At 44.8% G+C, this 19279-nt stretch carries 24 protein-coding genes; 15 read left to right on the forward strand and 9 right to left on the reverse strand.

Going from position 1 to position 19279, the window contains the following annotated elements:
- Positions 1–56: 56 nt before the first annotated feature.
- Both AB4167_RS17605 and AB4167_RS17610 read right to left on the reverse strand, forming a co-directional pair.
- Positions 57–980 carry a Dyp-type peroxidase gene (locus AB4167_RS17605; RefSeq protein WP_371724310.1) on the reverse strand — a complete coding sequence of 308 codons (924 nt, stop codon included), beginning with the start codon at positions 978–980 and terminating at the stop codon, positions 57–59.
- 66 nt (positions 981–1046) lie between these two features.
- Entirely contained in the window at positions 1047–1508 is a 462-nt protein-coding gene (locus AB4167_RS17610) for a DUF2919 family protein (RefSeq protein ID WP_171732524.1), read from the reverse strand.
- A 109-nt stretch (positions 1509–1617) separates the two neighbouring features.
- Between AB4167_RS17610 and AB4167_RS17615 the strand changes: the two genes are divergently transcribed.
- The gene (locus AB4167_RS17615) at positions 1618–1968 is read left to right on the forward strand and encodes a DUF2956 domain-containing protein (RefSeq protein ID WP_372109928.1); all 351 of its coding nucleotides are present in this window, start codon (positions 1618–1620) and stop codon (positions 1966–1968) included.
- 12 nt (positions 1969–1980) lie between these two features.
- The gene (locus AB4167_RS17620) at positions 1981–2313 is read left to right on the forward strand and encodes a DUF4156 domain-containing protein (protein WP_065585044.1); all 333 of its coding nucleotides are present in this window, start codon (positions 1981–1983) and stop codon (positions 2311–2313) included.
- 91 nt (positions 2314–2404) lie between these two features.
- On the opposite strand, the gene AB4167_RS17625 is transcribed toward AB4167_RS17620, so the two are convergent.
- Positions 2405–2692 (reverse strand): helix-turn-helix domain-containing protein, encoded by a 288-nt coding sequence (locus AB4167_RS17625; RefSeq protein WP_004734273.1) that lies wholly within the window; start codon positions 2690–2692, stop codon positions 2405–2407.
- Positions 2693–2897: 205 nt separating this feature from the next.
- Between AB4167_RS17625 and AB4167_RS17630 the strand changes: the two genes are divergently transcribed.
- From AB4167_RS17630 to AB4167_RS17645, 4 genes are all read left to right on the forward strand, one after another.
- On the forward strand, positions 2898–3245 hold the full coding sequence (locus AB4167_RS17630) for an ArsC family reductase (RefSeq protein ID WP_372136843.1): 348 nt from the start codon (positions 2898–2900) through the stop codon (positions 3243–3245).
- Between the two features lie 98 nt (positions 3246–3343).
- Positions 3344–4480 (forward strand): succinyl-diaminopimelate desuccinylase, encoded by a 1137-nt coding sequence (dapE, locus tag AB4167_RS17635; RefSeq protein ID WP_017060700.1) that lies wholly within the window; start codon positions 3344–3346, stop codon positions 4478–4480.
- A gap of 45 nt (positions 4481–4525) precedes the next feature.
- Positions 4526–5200, forward strand: coding sequence for a M15 family metallopeptidase (locus AB4167_RS17640; RefSeq protein ID WP_372136844.1), 675 nt, complete (start codon positions 4526–4528; stop codon positions 5198–5200).
- Between the two features lie 8 nt (positions 5201–5208).
- Positions 5209–5418 (forward strand): DUF2897 family protein, encoded by a 210-nt coding sequence (locus AB4167_RS17645; protein WP_017060702.1) that lies wholly within the window; start codon positions 5209–5211, stop codon positions 5416–5418.
- 161 nt (positions 5419–5579) lie between these two features.
- Here the strand turns inward: AB4167_RS17645 and bamC are convergent, their stop codons facing one another.
- Together bamC and dapA are read right to left on the reverse strand one after the other, a co-directional pair.
- Positions 5580–6626 carry an outer membrane protein assembly factor BamC gene (bamC, locus tag AB4167_RS17650; RefSeq protein WP_372136845.1) on the reverse strand — a complete coding sequence of 349 codons (1047 nt, stop codon included), beginning with the start codon at positions 6624–6626 and terminating at the stop codon, positions 5580–5582.
- Between the two features lie 48 nt (positions 6627–6674).
- On the reverse strand, positions 6675–7553 hold the full coding sequence (gene dapA, locus AB4167_RS17655) for a 4-hydroxy-tetrahydrodipicolinate synthase (protein ID WP_372136846.1): 879 nt from the start codon (positions 7551–7553) through the stop codon (positions 6675–6677).
- 374 nt (positions 7554–7927) lie between these two features.
- Between dapA and AB4167_RS17660 the strand changes: the two genes are divergently transcribed.
- Together AB4167_RS17660 and bcp are read left to right on the forward strand one after the other, a co-directional pair.
- Positions 7928–8470, forward strand: a complete 543-nt coding sequence (locus AB4167_RS17660) for a glycine cleavage system protein R (RefSeq protein ID WP_017060705.1) — start codon at positions 7928–7930, stop codon at positions 8468–8470.
- Between the two features lie 12 nt (positions 8471–8482).
- Positions 8483–8953 carry a thioredoxin-dependent thiol peroxidase gene (bcp, locus tag AB4167_RS17665; RefSeq protein WP_017060706.1) on the forward strand — a complete coding sequence of 157 codons (471 nt, stop codon included), beginning with the start codon at positions 8483–8485 and terminating at the stop codon, positions 8951–8953.
- A gap of 124 nt (positions 8954–9077) precedes the next feature.
- Here the strand turns inward: bcp and AB4167_RS17670 are convergent, their stop codons facing one another.
- Both AB4167_RS17670 and AB4167_RS17675 read right to left on the reverse strand, forming a co-directional pair.
- Positions 9078–10154, reverse strand: coding sequence for an AI-2E family transporter (locus AB4167_RS17670; RefSeq protein WP_372136847.1), 1077 nt, complete (start codon positions 10152–10154; stop codon positions 9078–9080).
- A complete protein-coding gene (locus tag AB4167_RS17675) occupies positions 10147–10386 on the reverse strand; it encodes a sulfurtransferase TusA family protein (protein WP_029235389.1) in 240 nt (79 codons plus the stop codon). Before AB4167_RS17675 ends, AB4167_RS17670 begins: the two co-directional genes overlap by 8 nt.
- Before the next feature lie 178 nt (positions 10387–10564).
- Here AB4167_RS17675 and AB4167_RS17680 point away from each other — a divergent pair, with 178 nt between their 5' ends.
- The 4 genes from AB4167_RS17680 (at position 10565) to AB4167_RS17695 (ending at position 13525) form a co-directional block, all read left to right on the forward strand.
- The gene (locus AB4167_RS17680) at positions 10565–12019 is read left to right on the forward strand and encodes a M48 family metalloprotease (protein ID WP_372136848.1); all 1455 of its coding nucleotides are present in this window, start codon (positions 10565–10567) and stop codon (positions 12017–12019) included.
- Positions 12020–12140: 121 nt separating this feature from the next.
- On the forward strand, positions 12141–12491 hold the full coding sequence (arsC, locus tag AB4167_RS17685; RefSeq protein WP_017060711.1) for an arsenate reductase (glutaredoxin): 351 nt from the start codon (positions 12141–12143) through the stop codon (positions 12489–12491).
- 6 nt (positions 12492–12497) lie between these two features.
- Positions 12498–13091, forward strand: a complete 594-nt coding sequence (gene wrbA, locus AB4167_RS17690) for an NAD(P)H:quinone oxidoreductase (RefSeq protein ID WP_372136849.1) — start codon at positions 12498–12500, stop codon at positions 13089–13091.
- On the forward strand, positions 13088–13525 hold the full coding sequence (locus tag AB4167_RS17695; RefSeq protein WP_372136850.1) for a DUF2069 domain-containing protein: 438 nt from the start codon (positions 13088–13090) through the stop codon (positions 13523–13525). Before wrbA ends, AB4167_RS17695 begins: the two co-directional genes overlap by 4 nt.
- A 110-nt stretch (positions 13526–13635) precedes the next feature.
- On the opposite strand, the gene AB4167_RS17700 is transcribed toward AB4167_RS17695, so the two are convergent.
- Positions 13636–14895 (reverse strand): DUF2066 domain-containing protein, encoded by a 1260-nt coding sequence (locus tag AB4167_RS17700; protein WP_017060714.1) that lies wholly within the window; start codon positions 14893–14895, stop codon positions 13636–13638.
- A gap of 277 nt (positions 14896–15172) precedes the next feature.
- On the opposite strand from AB4167_RS17700, the gene AB4167_RS17705 reads away from it, so the two are divergent.
- Positions 15173–16411, forward strand: coding sequence for a uracil-xanthine permease family protein (locus AB4167_RS17705; RefSeq protein WP_017060715.1), 1239 nt, complete (start codon positions 15173–15175; stop codon positions 16409–16411).
- 141 nt (positions 16412–16552) lie between these two features.
- Here AB4167_RS17705 and upp read toward each other — a convergent pair whose 3' ends face one another.
- Positions 16553–17179 (reverse strand): uracil phosphoribosyltransferase, encoded by a 627-nt coding sequence (gene upp / locus AB4167_RS17710; protein ID WP_017060716.1) that lies wholly within the window; start codon positions 17177–17179, stop codon positions 16553–16555.
- A 169-nt stretch (positions 17180–17348) separates the two neighbouring features.
- Between upp and purM the strand changes: the two genes are divergently transcribed.
- Positions 17349–18389, forward strand: a complete 1041-nt coding sequence (purM, locus tag AB4167_RS17715; RefSeq protein ID WP_008222945.1) for a phosphoribosylformylglycinamidine cyclo-ligase — start codon at positions 17349–17351, stop codon at positions 18387–18389.
- A gap of 132 nt (positions 18390–18521) precedes the next feature.
- The gene (gene purN, locus AB4167_RS17720) at positions 18522–19196 is read left to right on the forward strand and encodes a phosphoribosylglycinamide formyltransferase (protein ID WP_372127844.1); all 675 of its coding nucleotides are present in this window, start codon (positions 18522–18524) and stop codon (positions 19194–19196) included.
- Positions 19197–19279: the final 83 nt, after the last annotated feature.

The raw sequence follows: 19279 nt of genomic DNA on the forward strand, positions 1-19279 counted from the left end.
CTTAAGTGAACGGCATTAGCCCTGAGGCTCCCTTTGTTTATTCTTTTTGAGACGACTTACTTAATCGTTAATGCACTCAACATCTCAGTTGAAGGAGCAAAGTAATACGCGCCAGTCACCGCTTTAGTAAAGCGAAGCAGTTGGTCTGTTTTGCCATCAGTTACGCCGTACATGCTCTCTAACATCGCATCGAAGTTATGACGAACGTTACAGTAAGCAATGAACAATAAGCCGTGGTCGCCCGTAGCAGTACCGTAAGGTAGACTGTGGCGAACAATCTTAAGCCCCTTGCCTTCTTCTTTGATATCCACACGGCCAACGTGAGACGCCGCAGGAACATCATCTAACTCAATTGAATCAGGTTTAGTTCGGCCAATCACTTTCTCTTGTGCCGACACATTCAAGCGATTCCAAGCTGGCAGATTGTGCACAAAACGCTGCACCATCACATAACTACCACCAGCGAATTCACCCTCAGGCACAATAGCAACTTCAGCACGTTGTGCGTCTTTCGGGTTTTCAGTGCCATCAACAAAGTCTGTCATGTCACGAGAGTCTAGGAAGCGGTAACCATAAGTTTCATCAACCACTTCAACATCAGCTGCTACTTCAGATAGCAATTTACGCAAGATAAAGAAGTGCAGATCATGTCGGTTTGAATGACAGTGAATCAGAACATCAGACAGTGTGCTCGGCGCGGTGATATCACCTTCACCCAGCACAGGGAAGTCGATCAAATCAGCGGGCGCTGCTTGCTCGAACTTATCCCAAAAAGCTTTTGAGAACGCAACCGATGCCGTTAAGTTCGCATCAGGCTGAGTTTGGTTTAGTTCGTCGATTAGAGTCGGAAGCTTTTGAATTTCTGCTAGTACATTAGCAGTATTAGCGTTCACTTTAAGTTGAACGTAAAGCGCGAAAGGCCCAGCTTCAGGCAAAATAGCACTTTGAACGTTAGGCTGCTCATTTGAAACATTAAGCATAGATTAATCCTTTCATTTTTTAGCTTCTAAGTATAATTGGGAATGGGACAAATGTTTTGATGAGAATCAGTCTTCGAGCTCAACCATTTTAAAGCAATCCCTTGCAGCATGGCTATTGGTTAGATAAAGCGCTAACCACAGCAGCAACAATAGGGTGATGCCATTTGACCAACGGAACCATCCGTTATCCAAATAGATTAAATAAATCGTATGGGAGCCCTGTGCCAAGATAGCCATCATGGTAACCCAACGTCCCCATGACACGACTTTGTTAAGGCGCTTTCTATCTGGCGATCTTAGCCCAAATAACCACATCAGCAGCAAACTAGGCACACTCAACGCGATCCCGACATAAAACATCTGATGGTCTGGGTAGATTATCTCAAGAATATCGGTTCCCGATTCTCGGCTTGCGCCTGCAACAATGAAAACGACCAAGGCTTTCGCAAGAAACAACCAACCTAGCCAGAGCAAGATTGGAGCTTTCAAAAAGCCGTGCTTGTCGTATTGTTCTATGGAGTACCGCACAAATCTCACTTTCACTTATTTTCAAACCAACACTTTAACGCAAATCATTCATACTTAACTAGCTTTGCGTTATCTTAGTAGCCAATCCGTTTTAATTGTCGAACTCAGTATGAAAAACAAAACTAATACGCCCTCTGTTGAATCTCAACAGGAAGCACTGAAGATAGCCAAAGCGACTCAAAAGCCAGCTCAAACCAAAGAACAAACTAAACTGATTGCTCAGGGTATCGAGAAAGGCATCGCACTGTACAAGAAACAGCAAAAAGAACGCAGCCGCCAAGCCGATAAAGCTAAAAAGCGCGTACAGAAAGAGAAGCAGACTCTACAAGCGAACCAAGACCAAGACCAAGAACAGAATGTCGACTTGGATAATGAAACAACATCAAATCACGCCAGTAAATTGCCGTGGTTATTATTGTTCGCTAGCTGGATAGGCTTCGCGATTTATTTGATGAAATAACAGGATAAGCGTATGAAAAAGGAATTAATCGCTTTGGCTATGAGTAGCGTGTTACTCGGTTGCACGACACCGACATCAACGCCTCATAGCGAAGCTGCCAACGTGCAAATGGATTACCATGGCGTGATTAATATCGATAAATGTCAGTATAAAGGGGAAGTCACAGGCAGCGAAGGCCATTGGTACAACTACCTGTTTTACCCAAATGACACATTGATTCAAGGCGCCATGAATCAACTCAAGTCGAATACGATTGAGCTAGGCGCAGATACCGTGATATTCACACTTCCCCAAGATTTTTCCACATCCGTGACTATGCTGGGAACTGCCTATCTGTGTAAGTAAATAGAAACGTAATGGGGTAGCTCACAACTCATATTAGCGAGATGCTCCCTACTATTTCTATTCTAAAAAAAGAAAGCCAGCTTTCGCTGGCTTATGCACTAAATCCAAGGCTTGTTGCTATATCGCCTTTACGCTGGATAACCCATTGACTGTCAAATGGCCCCCAGTCGGATAACTGGTAATAGCCATCATTATGACGTCGCCCATCTTGAACAAACATAAGTTCGATACCGATCCCCGGTAACGCCTTGAGTACATCTTGAATAGTACGACGAGGCCACCCCGTTTTTTCGATGAGTTTAGGCACATTTGGCCTATCAAGGCTTTCCACTAACAATGCTAAATATAGCCGCCTTGCAAAAACAGGACTCAACTCCATTGACACCTCCTATATATGTGCAGCTCAATTATTTCTTTTTTCGCTGACAACATGTTGAGGCTGATCAATAAGTCTCCAATAGTGACATTTTCTTACGCTTTTTTTTCACTCTATGAAATATTCATCACTCTATTTTGTCTGAGTTGCTGCTTCCTGATAGGATTCAACTCATAACAATGAAATAAAATCACTCAAAGGAAGAATAATGACTATCACCATGTTTGGTATCCCAAATTGCGACACCATTAAAAAAGCAAAGAAATGGCTCGAAGCTGAAGGTATCGAGTTCGAATTTCACGATTATCGCAAACAAGGCATCACAGAAGAGCTAGTAACAAGCTTCTGCTCTGAGCTAGGTTGGGAGCTTGTGCTAAACAAACGTGGTACGACTTATCGCCAACTTTATCAAGAACAGAAAGACACCCTAACAGAAGAAAAAGCGGTGACTTTGCTTGTTGAACAACCTGCAATGATCAAGCGCCCAATCTTAAAAGTTGAGGGTAAGCTTCACATCGGATTTAAAGCCGACCAATACGCGGCTATTTTTGCTTAGATCGTTGTATTTACATAGACAGACAACAGGACGTTGATCAGTGAATCAGCGCCTAAAAATTAATGACTAGACGTTTTATTTAAACAAGGAACTCAAGGATGACAGATAGCCCAACTTTGGCTCTGGCAAAAGACCTAATCAGCCGTCAATCGGTAACACCAGAAGATGCAGGCTGCCAAGACCTGATGATTGAACGCTTAAAAGCACTCGGTTTTGAAATCGAAGTGATGGTATTTGAAGATACGACCAACTTCTGGGCTCGTCGTGGTACTGAAGCGCCTCTGTTTGCTTTTGCTGGTCACACTGATGTGGTACCTGCAGGCCCAATCGAACAGTGGAACACTAAGCCATTCGAACCGACTATCGTAGACGGTTTCCTACATGGCCGTGGCGCTGCTGATATGAAAGGCTCTCTGGCTTCAATGATTGTTGCCGTCGAGCAGTTCATTGCCAAACACCCAGACCACACAGGCTCAATTGGTTTCCTGATCACTTCAGATGAGGAAGGTCCTTTCATCAACGGTACTGTACGTGTTGTTGAAGCATTAATGGCGCGCGGTGAAAACATCGATATGTGTATCGTTGGTGAACCATCGAGCACTGAGTTCGTGGGTGATGTCGTGAAGAACGGCCGTCGTGGCTCTATCACTGGCGACCTAACGATTAAAGGCACACAAGGTCATGTTGCCTACCCTCACCTAGCAAACAACCCAGTACACAGCTCTCTGCTTGCTATTAATGAGCTAGCAACAACTGAGTGGGATAAAGGTAATGATTACTTCCCGCCAACCAGTTTCCAAATTCCAAATGTGAGTGCGGGTACTGGTGCTTCAAACGTGATCCCTGGTGAGTTTAATGTTCAGTTTAACCTACGCTTTAGTACAGAGTTAAGCAACGACATCATCGTCGAGCGCATCACAACGACACTCGACAAGTATGATTTCGAATACGACCTAAGATGGACATTCAATGGCGACCCGTTCTTAACAGACGCAGGTTCACTGCTTGATGCTATTGTTGATGCAGTGGGTCACGTCAATGATGTGAAACCAGCACTGCTAACGACTGGCGGTACATCTGATGGTCGCTTTATTGCACGTATGGGCGGACAAGTGGTTGAACTAGGCCCTGTGAATGCAACGATTCACAAGGTTAACGAATGCGTGAAGGTAGCCGATTTAGAAAAGCTAACTGACATGTACGAAAGAACATTAGTGAACCTATTCGCTAAATAGTCTTTCATCAGCGATTCATAGCATCCAATTATTGAGAGACTCGTTATGACACCAGAGCAGCTTACCGGACAATCAGATTCTCATCTAGAGCCTAGCCTGATCGGCACCAAGACCTTCTTGGTCCACAGTGAGGTTAAGAATGACCTGAATAATTTGATTGAAGCTGCTCAGCTCGATGGTTTTAAAATGGAGATTGCCAGTGGCTTTCGCGACTATGAAAGGCAATCTCTGATTTGGAACCGTAAGTTTTCTGGCGAAGCTCCGATATTAGATTCAGAAAGCCAACCTCTTGATGCTTCAAAACTGACCGAACAACAAAAGCTATCGGCTATCCTGAGATGGTCTGCGCTTCCCGGCGCGAGTCGTCATCATTGGGGTTGTGACTTCGATGTCTTTGCTCGTAACCACTTACCTGAAGGCATACATCTGCAATTAGAACCATGGGAATACCTTACTGGCCACCAGCAATCGTTTTACCAATGGCTATCAGTTCATGCTGCACAATTTGGTTTCTTCTTTCCTTACAGCCAAGATTTGGGTGGTGTGGCGATCGAACCATGGCATATCAGCCATCGCAAAGTATCGGAGTCGTGTTTATCACAGTTATCTCCGACTTTACTTGGCAAGCAACTCCAATCTAAGCCAGTATTAGGGTATGAGATTATTATGGAGCAGCTAGACGAGATCTATGCACGCTTCGTAGCGAATATCAGTCATTAGGAGCGCTTATGTTGGAGTGGCTTACAAACCCTTGGGTTATCATCATCATCGTAGTTAGCGTTGTTGTGGGTAACATCGCAGCGCTCAAACAGACAGCCAATATGGATCTGACGGGGCGTGGTAAAACTGAGCGAGATTTAGATAAGCTCAATCGCTCGGATAAACTTAACCAAGAGAAAGCTGAAAAAGAAGAATCCAAAGACAATAAAGACGCATAGCCTTTTGCTTTGGCTAATCAGCTTGATTGACCAATTTTGATTGACCAATGTAGCCTGATGACAACGAATACAATAAAAAAGAGGACACAGTGTGTCCTCTTTTTTATTTGCTTTTGCTAATCACAAGGCTGATTTAACTCAGCTTGTGACGGCTTGAATGACTACTCAGCTTTCGCTTCTTTGTCATCTTTGGTTTGGTCAGCAATATGCGCTAATACCGGAACCATAGACTTAAGCAGCTCTTCTTCTACTGGCTTACCTGATGCATCCGTTACGTTGATTGACGTACGGTTGCCAAGGTCACCAAATAGGAAGTTGTAAGTGCCTGGCGCTAAGTCGATAGGCTGTAGGCCAATTTCTTCCCAGAACTCATCATCTGGTGCTGCGTACTTCGCCTTCACCGTACCCTGAGATTGATTGCGTTCTTCAAGCTCAAAGCCCATTTCAGGCAACAAGTTAGGCAGACGCTGCCAGAATACATTGTATGGCGTACGAGCAATAATCACAGGGAAACCACTACGGTCAGCACCCATTGAAATTGGAATACGCTTCACCAACTCTTGCGCTTTCAGCGCCGCTTCAGCACGAAGGTTTTCATCGTACTTAGCCATAACTAGGTTGGTCAGGAACGCGTTGTAACGCTCTTTATTGGTTGCCGTTACTGTTTTCTCTTCAGTACCTTCACGCCAATCAATCAGATTAATCTTGAAGCCATGACGGTTGTTTGTTTGGAAGCGAGAGATAGAGTAACGACTACCAATCTCTACGTCTTCATCTTCAGAAACCCAAGTTACCCAATCGGTCTCAATCTCATTCTCTGATTGCTCACGAATACCAATACCACGTTGAGCCAGCATATCTACAGCCGTTTGCCACACGCGGTCTGCCTCTTCTGCGCGAAGAAGCCATAGTGTCACTTCACCGTTTTGACGCTCAGCACGAGCACCCGGGATCAGTTCAAGAACCTGTTGCGGTGGACGAATATCCACTTCACGACCAGTACCACCACTGAATTCACCGCTTGGGATGTCAAAATTTGGGTAGAACTGAGGCTGAGCATCTACAGGCAATTGCCATTGTGAAAACTCAGGTGTTTCTAAGTATTCGAAATCATCTTTGGCTTGGCGACGTTGAGTCGGGTTGCCAGAACATGCTGTAAGAACGAAAACAGCCAGTGACCCAATCACTAGCTGGTGAGAATACTTCATTTATACTCCTAAATGCCGAAGGTTCGCTTCGGCATCACTTCATACGTTTTAGTAAATGCACGCTTCAGTCATTGCTTGAGCAACAACAGGTTGAGCTGGCTCTGACAGTTCAGTCAGCGGTAGACGTAAGCCACCTTCAGCAATCAGACCCATTTTATGAACCGCCCATTTTACGGGAATAGGGTTAGACTCAACGAACAAATTCTTATGCAGAGGCATCAAACGCTCATTGATCGCTTCCGCTTCTTCAAACTTACCTTCTTTTGCTAGCTTGAACATGGTTGCCATATCAGCGGCTGCAACATTGTTCGTTACAGAGATCACGCCATCGCCACCACGCTTAACAAATTCTAGGCCTGTTAAGTCATCACCACTTAGTAAGATAAAGTCTTCGCCACAAAGTTCACGGTGAATTGCAATTCTGTCGAGATCACCCGTCGCATCTTTCAGTGCAACGATGTTTTCGATCTCAGCAAGACGAGCAACCGTTTCTGGCAACAAGTCTACCGCAGTACGACCTGGAACATTGTATAGAATTTGTGGAACGTCACTGACTTCAGCAATCGCTTTGTAGTGTTGGTACAAACCTTCTTGAGTCGGTTTGTTGTAGTAAGGCGTTACGCTCAGGCAACCAGCAATACCAGAACCATTCAACAAACGGCTGAATAGAACAGATTCATGAGTTGCATTTGCACCTGTACCAGCGATAACGGGAATACGACCATCAGCAAATTCAACGATCTTGTTGACGACTTTGACATGCTCTTCAATAGTGAGTGTTGAAGACTCACCTGTTGTGCCAACCGCAACCAGACCATCACTACCTGCAGCAATATGGTGCTCAACTAACTTTTTAAGGCTGTCGAAATCCAATTCACCATCTGTATTAAATGGCGTAACTAGCGCAACGATACTTCCTGAAAACATGTCTATCTCCCTTAATTTATTCTTTTTGCATGTTACTGTAAGCCAATCAATAAACACAAGACATTAAAGTGGCTTACCGGCAACATCTGCATTAAATATTGTCGTATGTTTGAGGTAAAACGACTTCTAACGGCGTTCTACCTAGAATTTGGGTAACCTGCACTCAATCTAGCGGATAGCACATCACTGGATGTCAGTAACAAGTAAGCTGTGCTCTCATCGCTCTATCTCATTTTTTAACGCGCTCGATATTCTTATCATTGGTTGCATGTTCGAAGCAAGGTCGCACATAAAAAGCCCCGCACGCACGCTTATTCCACGAGCTAACTGTGCTAACATGCATGAATCAATGGAATATAAAGAGACGTGATTTTATGACTCAACATCTAGTAATCACAGCTGTGGGCACTGATCGCCCAGGTGTATGCAACCAAGTGGTTCATTTAGTCACCCAATCAGGCTGTAACATTATTGATAGCCGTATCGCCCTGTTTGGCGAAGAATTTACGCTTATCATGCTGCTGTCTGGAAAGGCAAACAACATTACCCGCGTTGAAACCACCTTGCCCTTGCTTGGACAAGAGCACGACTTGATTACGATTATGAAGCGAACCTCAACTCATGATGTTATTGAGAACTCTTACACAGTAGAGGTGTTCGTTGAGTCAGACGATAAAATCGGACTTACTGAGCAGTTTACCCAGTTCTTCGCAGACCGAAACATCGGCCTCGATTCGTTAAGTGCACGAACCATCAATAAATCTAAGGTTCAACTCGACAACGACCAATTCCATATCTCTATTACCGCTTCTGTGCAATCAGAATGTAACTTGATGCAGCTACAAGAAGAATTCGATTCGCTGTGTCAGAGCCTATCAGTCCAAGGCTCGCTCAACTTTATCAAAAACAGTCTTTAAAAAGGAAATGTCATGAATACGCTAACGGCTGGTGTTCCAGCACCTGCTTTTTCTCTTCCAGATCAAGATGGCAATATCGTATCTCTTGGTGACTTCAAAGGTAAAAAAGTACTTTTCTATTTTTACCCTAAAGCAATGACTCCAGGTTGTATTGTGCAAGCGGAAGGCCTGCGTGATATCAAAACACAGCTTGATGACCTAAACGTGGTTGTTCTAGGTGTGAGTGTTGACCCAGTAAAACGTCTACCAAACTTCGTTGAGAAGAAATCTCTAAACTTCACCCTGCTATCTGATGAAGACCACAGCGTTGCTGAACAGTTTGGCGTTTGGGGCGAGAAAAAATTCATGGGTAAAATCTACGACGGTCTGCACCGTATTAGCTTCCTAATTGATGAAGAAGGTCAGATTGAACATGTCTTCAACAAGTTCAAGACTAAGACTCACCACGAAGTGGTTCTAGATTACTTCAATCAAGAAGCTTAAGGGCGATTTGAGTGAGTTAATGACTTAGATTCATCACTTTCTAAGGCAATAGCAACACTCATTAAGCTAAGAGCAAAAAGGCCGAACATCATGGATGTTCGGCCTTTTTCTATAACAAGATCAATTACTTTTGATGTTCGGGGTCATCGTCTAATGCGTGACTCGGTAAGGCATTCCAAACCGCCTTAACTAACGTTGCCAACGGGATAGCAAAGAACACGCCCCAGAATCCCCACAGTCCACCAAACACTAACACGGCAACAATAATGGCCACTGGGTGCAGGTTCACCGCTTCAGAGAAAAGAACAGGAACGAGCACGTTACCATCTAGCGCTTGGATAATACCGTAAGCGAGAAGCAACCAGTAAAACTGAGGTTCTAATCCCCACTGGAACAAACCGACAATCGCGACAGGAACGGTCACAGCCGCCGCACCGATATAAGGAATCAGTACCGAGAAGCCAACCGCGACAGCCAGCAGAGCTGAATAACGTAAATCTAGAATCGCAAAGGTCACGTAGCTGACACCACCGACGATCAAGATCTCAAGGACCTTGCCGCGAATATAGTTCGAGATTTGTTGGTTCATCTCAACCCAAACCTTGGTCGCTAGACGACGGTTTTTAGGCAACACGCCACTCGCCATGCTGATCATCTCTTCTTTATCTTTTAATAAGAAGAAGATCAGCAGCGGCACAAGAATCAAGTAAACCGCTAAGGTCGCTAAGCTCACAAGAGAAGCAAGAGAACCTTTGACAACACTTTCACCAAAACCTAACGCTTTGTTCTTGGCGTTAGACATAATGGACTCAACGATCTGCAGGTTAGCTAATTCTGGATAGCGTTCAGGAATCGTCGCAATGAAGTTTTGCAAGCTGCCATACATGCTTGGGATATCATTAATTAGATTGCCCACTTGTTGCCAAATGGTTGGTACCAAGCCAAAGATCGCAAGTAGCATCACGCTAAAGAACATCATGATCACCAACATCACCGAAGGCGTTCTTGGAACACCGAGTCTTTGAAGTTGGGTAACAGGCCACTCAAGCAAATAAGCCAACACAATTGCAACCAAGAGTGGCGCAATTAGGTGACCAAAGAAGTAGATCGTAATAAAGCCGAAGAGAATGATGGCAACCAAACTGACAGCATGGGGATCAGAGAAACGTCGTTTATACCAACGATTGACCATTTCAAGCATCTGACTGCAATTCCTTTTTAGTGACGAGGAGATGATGGTAATTAGAGCAAACCTCAGTGACGACGTCATAGGCTTGCTTAGACAAATAAGTAACAATATCTTTCATCGAGCTGTTATCAGAGACATAAATTGACAATGACTGCCCTACTTCTAACTTTACACTGTGACGCTTGGCTAATAATAGCGCCATTGGACAGCGCTCTTGGCGTAAATCTAGAATATTAGGTGTCATTCTTGAGCTCGATGCTTATTATAAGGGTCGTATTGTAATCTGTTTTTGAAAACGCGCCATCATTCATTCATCCTCCTTCATGATAGCGCACGCACTTGGCAAAGGTTAAATCAGATAAAGAACCAATTTCCATTGCACTTGTCTTACTGTCAGAAGAAACGGAGTATTACTGACTAATATGTTTAAACGCGCTCGCTCAATTGCTTGCTTATGCATCGCAGCTACATTAAGCACCCCAACTATGGCGAATACCAATAGTTTGGAGCTACCAGATATCGGTACCGCTGCTGGCGGCACACTCACTATCGACCAAGAGCTTATCTATGGTGATGCCTACATGCGCATCATCAGAAGTAGCCAGCCTATCGTAAACGACCCAGTTCTAAATCTATATATTGATACTCTTGGCCATCGTCTGGTCGCGAACGCAAATGATGTAAAGACACCTTTCCAGTTCTTTATGATCCGTGACCGTAACATCAACGCCTTTGCTTTCTTTGGTGGTTATGTTGCTTTGCACTCAGGTCTATTCCTGCATGCACAATCTGAAAGTGAATTAGCTTCTGTATTAGCGCACGAAATCGCGCACGTAACCCAACGTCACTTAGCGCGTAGTATGGAAGACCAAGCGCGCCGCTCTCCAGCAACCATTGCAGCGCTAGCAGCCTCTGTATTACTGGCAATTGCAGCTCCTGAAGCCGGCATTGCAGCCCTAACGGCAACGACTGCGGGTAATATGCAAAGCCAAATCAACTACACCCGTAGTAATGAAAAAGAAGCCGACCGCTTTGGTATCAACACGCTAGCAAAAGCTGGGTTTGATGTGAATGCGATGCCACGTTTCTTTGGCCGTTTAGCTGATGAATATCGCTATGCGAGCACACCACCGCCAATGCTACTGACTCACCCATTACCAGAAGACCGAATTACCGATTCACGTGCTCGTGCTCGTAGTTACCCGCCACTGAAACTGGCTCCCTCTCTGGACTACCACCTAGCAAGAGCCCGCATTGTTGCGCGCTATGCTGGCATTAATAATGATGCTGCTCTTGATTGGTTTGAGCGTCAGCTAAAGAAAGCCCCTAAAGCTTTGGTTCCGTCATTAGAATATGGCCAAGCACTGGTTTACCTAGACTCTAAAAAATTAGACAAAGCAGAGCCCATCCTGAACAAGCTGATTAACAGCGATCCAACCAACCTGTTTTATCTAGATGCTATTTCGGATCTGCACATCGAGAAGAAGCAGCCTGAGATTGCGATTAAAGAACTTAAATCGGCACTGGTTCGTCAACCAAACAACCCGGTTCTGACCATTAACTACGCCAACGCACTGATTGAAAATGAAGATCTTCAAGAAGCGGTTCGCGTATTGCAGCGTTACACGCACGATAACCCGAATGACACCAATGGCTGGCTCTTACTTTCAAAAGTAAATACGAGCCTTGGTAATAGCGACGAAGAACTGGCTGCTCGTGCAGAAATTTTGGCTCTGCAAGCCAACTGGAACAAAGCGATTCAGTACTACACGCAAGCAAGCCAAATCGCAGAATTAGGAAGCCTAAAACAAGCACGCTACGACGCTCGAATTGATCAGCTAATGATTCAACGAGAGCGCTTCTTGTCGCTACAATAGAGTGTTTACTGGTAACGCTCGTTGCCAGTATAAAAAGAAAGCTCAACGTTACACAAAAAAGAAGTCACCCCTGGTGGCTTCAGCTAAACAACTAAATCAAAAATAATAATGAGGAAGAACCATGTCTGTCGTGATTTATCATAACCCACGCTGCTCAAAGAGCCGTCAAACTCTAGAAGTGCTTCAGGAAAACGGCGTACAGCCAGAGGTCATCAAATACCTGGAGACTCCGTTAACAGTTGAACAGCTGAAAGTACTGTTCACTCAGCTTGGTTTTGACAGTGTTCGCGACATGATGCGCACCAAAGAAGCGGACTACAAAGAAGCAAACCTTGGCGATGCTTCAGTTACTGATGAAGATCTTTTCGCCGCGATGGCAACCAATCCAAAACTGTTTGAGCGCCCAGTCGTTGTCGCGAACAACAAAGCAAAAATTGGTCGTCCACCAGAGCAAGTGCTAGAGATTCTGTAATCCAATATGAGCATTAACATTCTTGTTCTTTATTACAGTCGCCACGGCAACACACAAGCTCTAGCAAGGCAGATTGCACGAGGGGTTGAATCCATCCCGAACTGCGAAGCTATGCTAAGGACGGTGAACGACGTGTACACAGTAGAAGAGCAGCCTGATTCGCGTTATCAACCAACCGATCCTATTGCCTCGTTACAAGAACTTCGATCTTGTGATGGTTTGGCGCTAGGCAGTCCGGTTTGGTTTGGTAACATGGCCGGGCCAATGAAGCACTTTTGGGATAGCACGACATCAATGTGGATCAATGGTGATCTCATCGATAAGCCAGCTTGCGTATTTACCTCTTCTTCATCATTGCATGGTGGTCAAGAGACAACACAACAAAGCATGATGTTGCCCCTGCTTCATCACGGCATGTTAGTCGTGGGCATCCCCTACTCAGAACCGGTGCTGCACACCACTCAAACTGGTGGTACGCCTTATGGTGCAAGCAGTACTGGAGAGAGCGCTTCACTTAGCAAAGAAGAGATTGAGTTGGCGCAAAACCTAGGTAAACGCCTAGCGCGCATCGCAATAAATCAGAAGGGAATTTCTCAATGATGTATATGCCAGAGAAGGCTATGTCTCCCAAAACCAAGCTATTTCGCTACCTTGCTTTAGTGGGCAACTTGTCGCTTTTATTCTGGGTGGTGGCTTGGCAGATGACGCTTTCACCGCACCCTCATCTCAGTAATGTCACACTGGCGATTGCTTGGGCTATCCCGCTGTTATTGCCATTACCGGGCATTTTAGCAGGAAAACCTTATACGCACGCATGGGCAAATTTCGTCTTGATGCTCTATTTCCTACACGCATTAACTATCTTGTATGTAGACGATGGTGAACGTTTATTAGCGGCTGTAGAACTGCTTCTGACGACTCTAGGTTTCGCGGGCAATATCTTATTTACTCGCTTTAGAGCCAAAGAGTTAGGCATCAAGTTGAAGCGTCTTTCTGAAGTAGAAAAGAGAGAAAAAGCTAAGTTCGAGCAATAATATTAAGCCCATGCTTTTAAACTGACCGCTTACAAACAAAAAGCCCTGCGAGATTGCTCTTGCAGGGCTTTTTTCAAGTTTTCATTTCAATCAGTCATGTCAGCTGACAATTATGAGCGAACCCACTCGTATACCAAGCTTGGCTTAGCATGTACTGGCGCAGTGATGGTTAGATCTTCTGTACTAGAATCCTCTAACGTTGCGTCAGGCGTATTCGTTAGCTCAGCATCCTCAGATACCTCGTTGCCCTTAATCACTTGTACGCCTGAGTCAGTTTCGTCACCAACGACTTCAGCAGCGTCTGTTGAATCATCACCTACAGACATTGTGTTGTCTTGAGTTTCAAATTCAGGGCTCACTTCAGGCTCAATGTAAGATTCTTCAACCTTCGCGACTTGTCGAATACTTGCTACTTCTTGCTCAAACTCTTGTTGAGTCGACAATAAGTGAATTCGGAAAGTGACTTCGTTGTTCTGAATCTTCAGAATATCTAGGCTTGCCACCGAGTTTAGACGCTTAAGTGCGTTCTCTAACTGGAAGAAGTCTTGAGCATTATTCAGGCTAATAAACTGCGTTAAAATCGATTCTGATGACTCACTCGCTACCGTCACAGCACTTTTGCCTGCGTAGTAGTTACTGATTTGGTCAACTAACTTCTTAGAAGTCGTGTCGCTGTTACCCGATAGTGAACCACTTACAGGCGATGTTGGTGCACTCGTCAATTGACTTGGCTTTTGATCGTATAGAGCCCAACGTAGGCCTGAAGATTGAGCCTTTATCACCAACACAGCATCAACAGGATAACGCTGACTCGCTTTACTGATTGGCGTAACAAAGCTACCCCACAAATCAGAAGTCGCAATACCCGTAATATCGTCAAAGTCACCCACAGGCAGCGTTAGAGGCAAGCCACGCTCTTTTGCGTTCGCTTGTAAGCTAGCTGCTAACTGTGAGTTAGAGTGTTCCCATACGATGTTCTTGTCGTAGTTGTCCTCTTCCACCAGCCAAACAAGGATGTTTGAACGCGTGTCAGGCCAGTAAGGTAACTGTGCTTGAGTCAACAGAGAACGGATTTGAGCACCGTTAAAACGCATACGCAATGTTGATTGGTCATTGCTTTCGCCAAAACTCATTTGAGACATGTACTGCGAACTCTTGCGCATCGCCTTTTGAATCGTCTCATTCGAAGCGACATCAGTTTGGCCGGTCGCACGTATCAATACCTGCTCCATACCTGTATTTCTTGCCACTTGTTCTGGCTGTTTGTCTTCAGCGTTAATCGCAACTTCAGCACTAAAAATATCTACTTGAGTTAAGGCATAACTCGGAGAGGCTAATAGTCCCATCAACAACAATGCTATGTAGCGCATACTGATCCTAATATTCAAATCTTGTGCCTAGATGATAAGCAACTATGGATTGAGGGGCAAGGTCGATAGAGCCCACTGTGTTTAATAACCACAAAATATCACCTGGCCATGATAAATCGCTCACTTATAAACTGAATTTCTAGGGCTTAGATGGATATAAAACATCATTAAGATAAATAAATTTGATCTATTTGGTGTGGCAATCGATTGCTAAGTGATAGAATCCCGCGAATTTTATTTTTCGCTTTTCATATAACGACCATTTTAAGGACATAACATGAAAAATGCTTTGCAAGGTGCGCAAATGCTGTTCGTAGCTTTTGGTGCGCTTGTACTCGTGCCGCTACTAACAGGACTTGATCCTAACGTTGCACTCTTTGGCGCAGGTATCGGTACCCTTTTATTCCAACTTATTACACGCCGTTCAGTGCCAATCTTCTTAGCGTCTTCTTTCGCATTCATCGCGCCTATCATGTTTGGTATTCAAACTTGGGGTGTCGGTGCAACCATGGGCGGCTTGATGGCGGCGGGTGTTGTGTATGTACTAATGGGCGCGTTAATTAAAGTTCGTGGCGTTGGCTTCATCCATAAACTGCTTCCACCAGTCGTTGTTGGCCCTGTGATCATGGTTATCGGTTTAGGTCTTGCACCTGTTGCAGTTAACATGGCGCTAGGTAAGACAGGCGATGGTGCGGTTCAGCTTGTTGATGCAGACGCTGCCCTGTGGATCTCTTCAATTTCACTGTTAGTGACGATTGTCATCAGTGTGTTTTCAAAAGGCTTCCTTAAGCTACTGCCAATCTTCGGTGGTATTGTTGCGGGTTACATCACCAGCTTGGTATACGGCGCGGTAGACTTCACTCCAGTAGCGCAAGCATCTTGGTTAGCACTGCCAAACTTCACAACGCCAGAGTTCAACATCAACGCTATCTTTTTTATGGTATTTGTCGCGATTGCACCTGCCGTTGAACACGTAGGTGATATGCTTGCGATATCTAACGTGACCGGTAAAGACTACCTTAAGAAGCCAGGCTTACACCGCACTATTACTGGTGATGGTGTGGCAACGATTGCCGCTTCTATGCTGGGCGCGCCACCCAATACAACCTACAGTGAAGTAACGGGTGCTGTAATGCTGACTAAAGCATTCAACCCAGTGATCATGACTTGGGCTGCAGTCACAGCCATCGTTCTTGCATTGGTTGGCAAGCTAGGCGCACTACTTCAAACGATTCCGGTTCCTGTAATGGGCGGAATCATGATTCTACTGTTTGGCTCTATCGCAACAGTGGGTCTTAACACGCTAATCAAAAACAATGTTGACCTACACAAATCACGTAACCTTGTGATTGTGGGCATTACTTTAGTCTTTGGTATTGGCGGCATGGCCTTTGGTATCGGTGACTTTAGCCTACAGGGCGTAAGCTTGTGCGGTATCGTTGCGATTCTACTTAACCTAGTACTTCCAGAAGAGCTAGGTGACAACACTGTGGTAGATAAAGCTCAAATCGATTAATGAGTCGGTAAGGCTAGATTCCAAAGAATCACAACCTAACAAGATCAAAAAAGGGAGAGCATCGAATGCTCTCCCTTTTTATTAATACGGTTAATTCAGCGAGTTAAGGAACTGTTTAGAGTCACTTAAGCTGAAACCGAATTACTTAGTACCGAAGATCTTATCGCCAGCATCGCCAAGACCAGGAACAATGTAGCCCTTGTCGTTTAGCTTCTCATCGATTGCAGCCGTGTAAAGCTCAACATCTGGGTGCGCTTTTTCTAGAGCAGCGATACCTTCAGGAGCAGCAACAAGCACAAGAATCTTAAAGTGCTTACAACCTTTCTCTTTCATCAGGTCGATAGTCGCGATCATAGAACCACCTGTCGCAAGCATTGGGTCTACCACTAGAGCAATACGCTCATCGATGTTAGATGCAAGCTTGTTGAAGTATGGTACTGGCTCAAGTGTTTCTTCGTCACGGTAGATACCAACAACGCTGATACGTGCACTTGGGATGTGCTCAAGAACGCCGTCCATCATGCCTAGACCAGCACGTAGGATTGGCACTACCGTTACTTTTTTACCTTTAATTTGGTCAACTTCTACTGGACCGTTCCAACCGTTAATCGTCACACGCTCAGTTTCAAAGTCTGATGTCGCTTCGTATGTTAGAAGGCTACCCACTTCTGTCGCTAGCTCACGAAAACGCTTAGTGCTAATCTCACCTTCACGCATCAGGCCAATTTTATGTTTTACTAGCGGGTGTTTCACTTCAACAACTTTCATTTCCAACTCCGGCAATATTTAAACAAACCTGTAGATTATACACGAACTCTAGGGTTATTTCAGAATCTTTATTCTAATAAAAAAAACCGCGCAAACGTTTGCTCTTCATATTCAAGCCCTGTTAGAATAGCGCCGTTTTCACATCCAACTTAAGTTCGAGGACTATCCCGTGAGTGGTAATACTTCTTCTCTAAGCTACAAAGACGCTGGTGTTGATATCGACGCAGGTAATGCACTAGTAGACCGTATCAAAGGTGCTGTTAAACGCACTCGTCGCCCTGAAGTAATGGGCGGTATTGGTGGCTTTGGCGCCCTATGTGAACTTCCAACGAAATACAAAGAGCCGGTACTTGTTTCAGGTACTGATGGTGTTGGTACTAAACTTCGCCTTGCTTTGGATCTGAAAAAACACGACACCATTGGTATCGACCTAGTGGCAATGTGTGTGAACGACTTAATCGTTCAAGGTGGTGAACCGCTATTCTTCCTAGACTACTACGCAACAGGTAAGCTAGATGTAGATACAGCAGCAGACGTTGTTTCTGGTATTGCTGAAGGCTGTGTTCAAGCTGGCTGTGCACTAATCGGTGGTGAAACTGCTGAAATGCCAGGCATGTACGAAGGCGACGACTACGATGTAGCTGGCTTCTGTGTTGGTGTTGTAGAAAAAGCGGACATCATTGACGGCACTAAAGTAGCAGCAGGCGACGCACTTATCGCTGTTGGCTCAAGTGGTCCACACTCAAACGGTTACTCTTTAATTCGTAAAGTCCTAGAAGTTTCTGGTGCTGATAAGAGTGAAGAACTAGAAGGTCGCACTATCGGTGAGCACCTACTAGAACCAACTAAGATTTACATCAAATCGGCACTTAAGATGATTGCAGAGCATGACATTCATGCTATCTCACACATCACAGGTGGTGGTTTCTGGGAAAACATCCCACGCGTACTTCCTGAAGGTACTAAAGCAGTCATTGATGGCAAGAGCTGGGAATGGCCTGCTATCTTCAACTGGCTACAAGAGAAAGGTAACGTGGAGACATTCGAAATGTACCGCACTTTCAACTGTGGTGTAGGCCTAGTTGTTGCTCTACCTAAAGATCAAGCAGACGCTGCTGTTGAACTACTGAAAGCTGAAGGCGAAAACGCTTGGGTTATCGGTGAGATCGCAAACGCTGAAGCTGGCGAAGAGCAAGTTGAAATTAAATAAGTGATACGCTCACTTACTTAGTTAATCAATGAGGACCTAATGGTCCTCATTTTGCTATTTAGCCCGCAGAAAACCTTAGTTTATGTAGGTACATTGTAAACAATTCAGTTAATCAATCGTATGACCCACTCTATGAAAAACAATCACTCAAATAAAACCAGTCACTCTCAGAAAAACATCGTTGTGTTAGTTTCAGGAAGCGGAAGTAACTTACAGGCTATTTTAGATGCCTGCGATAGCGATATGATTGATGCATCGGTTAAAGCTGTCTTCTCAAACAAAGCAGAGGCTTTTGGATTAGAACGAGCGAAAACCGCAGGTGTTGACGCTCATTCAGTGAATCCAAAAGACTTTGGTTCACGTGAAGAGTTCGATCATGAATTGATGATTCAGATTGATGCATACCAACCCGATTTAATCGTACTTGCGGGGTACATGCGTATCCTGAGTTCAGAGTTTGTTCGTCACTATTCCGGTAAAATGGTCAACATTCACCCTTCCCTGTTACCTAAATACCCAGGCCTACACACCCACCAGCGTGCCATTGATGCACAAGATAAAGAGCACGGTACTAGTGTCCACTTTGTGACCGAAGAACTTGATGGGGGCCCTGTGATCTTACAGGCTAAGGTACCGGTATTTGAAGGTGATGATGCTGATATGCTGGCAAGCCGAGTGCTTACCCAAGAACACTGCATTTACCCTATGGTCTGTAAATGGTTCGCCGAAGATCGTTTATCAATGCTAAACGGGCAAGCTGTCTTAGACGGTAAGGCATTAGGTAAACACGGTTACGCAGAAGAGTAATTCTTCAGAAACTAAATCAAATCCAAAAAAAGGCCGCTTACTGATTCATTAGTTCAGTAAGCGGCCTTTTTTATGGTTCATCG

It is taken from the genome of Vibrio sp. 10N.286.49.E11, from assembly GCF_041469505.1.
GTDB lineage: Bacteria > Pseudomonadota > Gammaproteobacteria > Enterobacterales > Vibrionaceae > Vibrio > Vibrio crassostreae_C.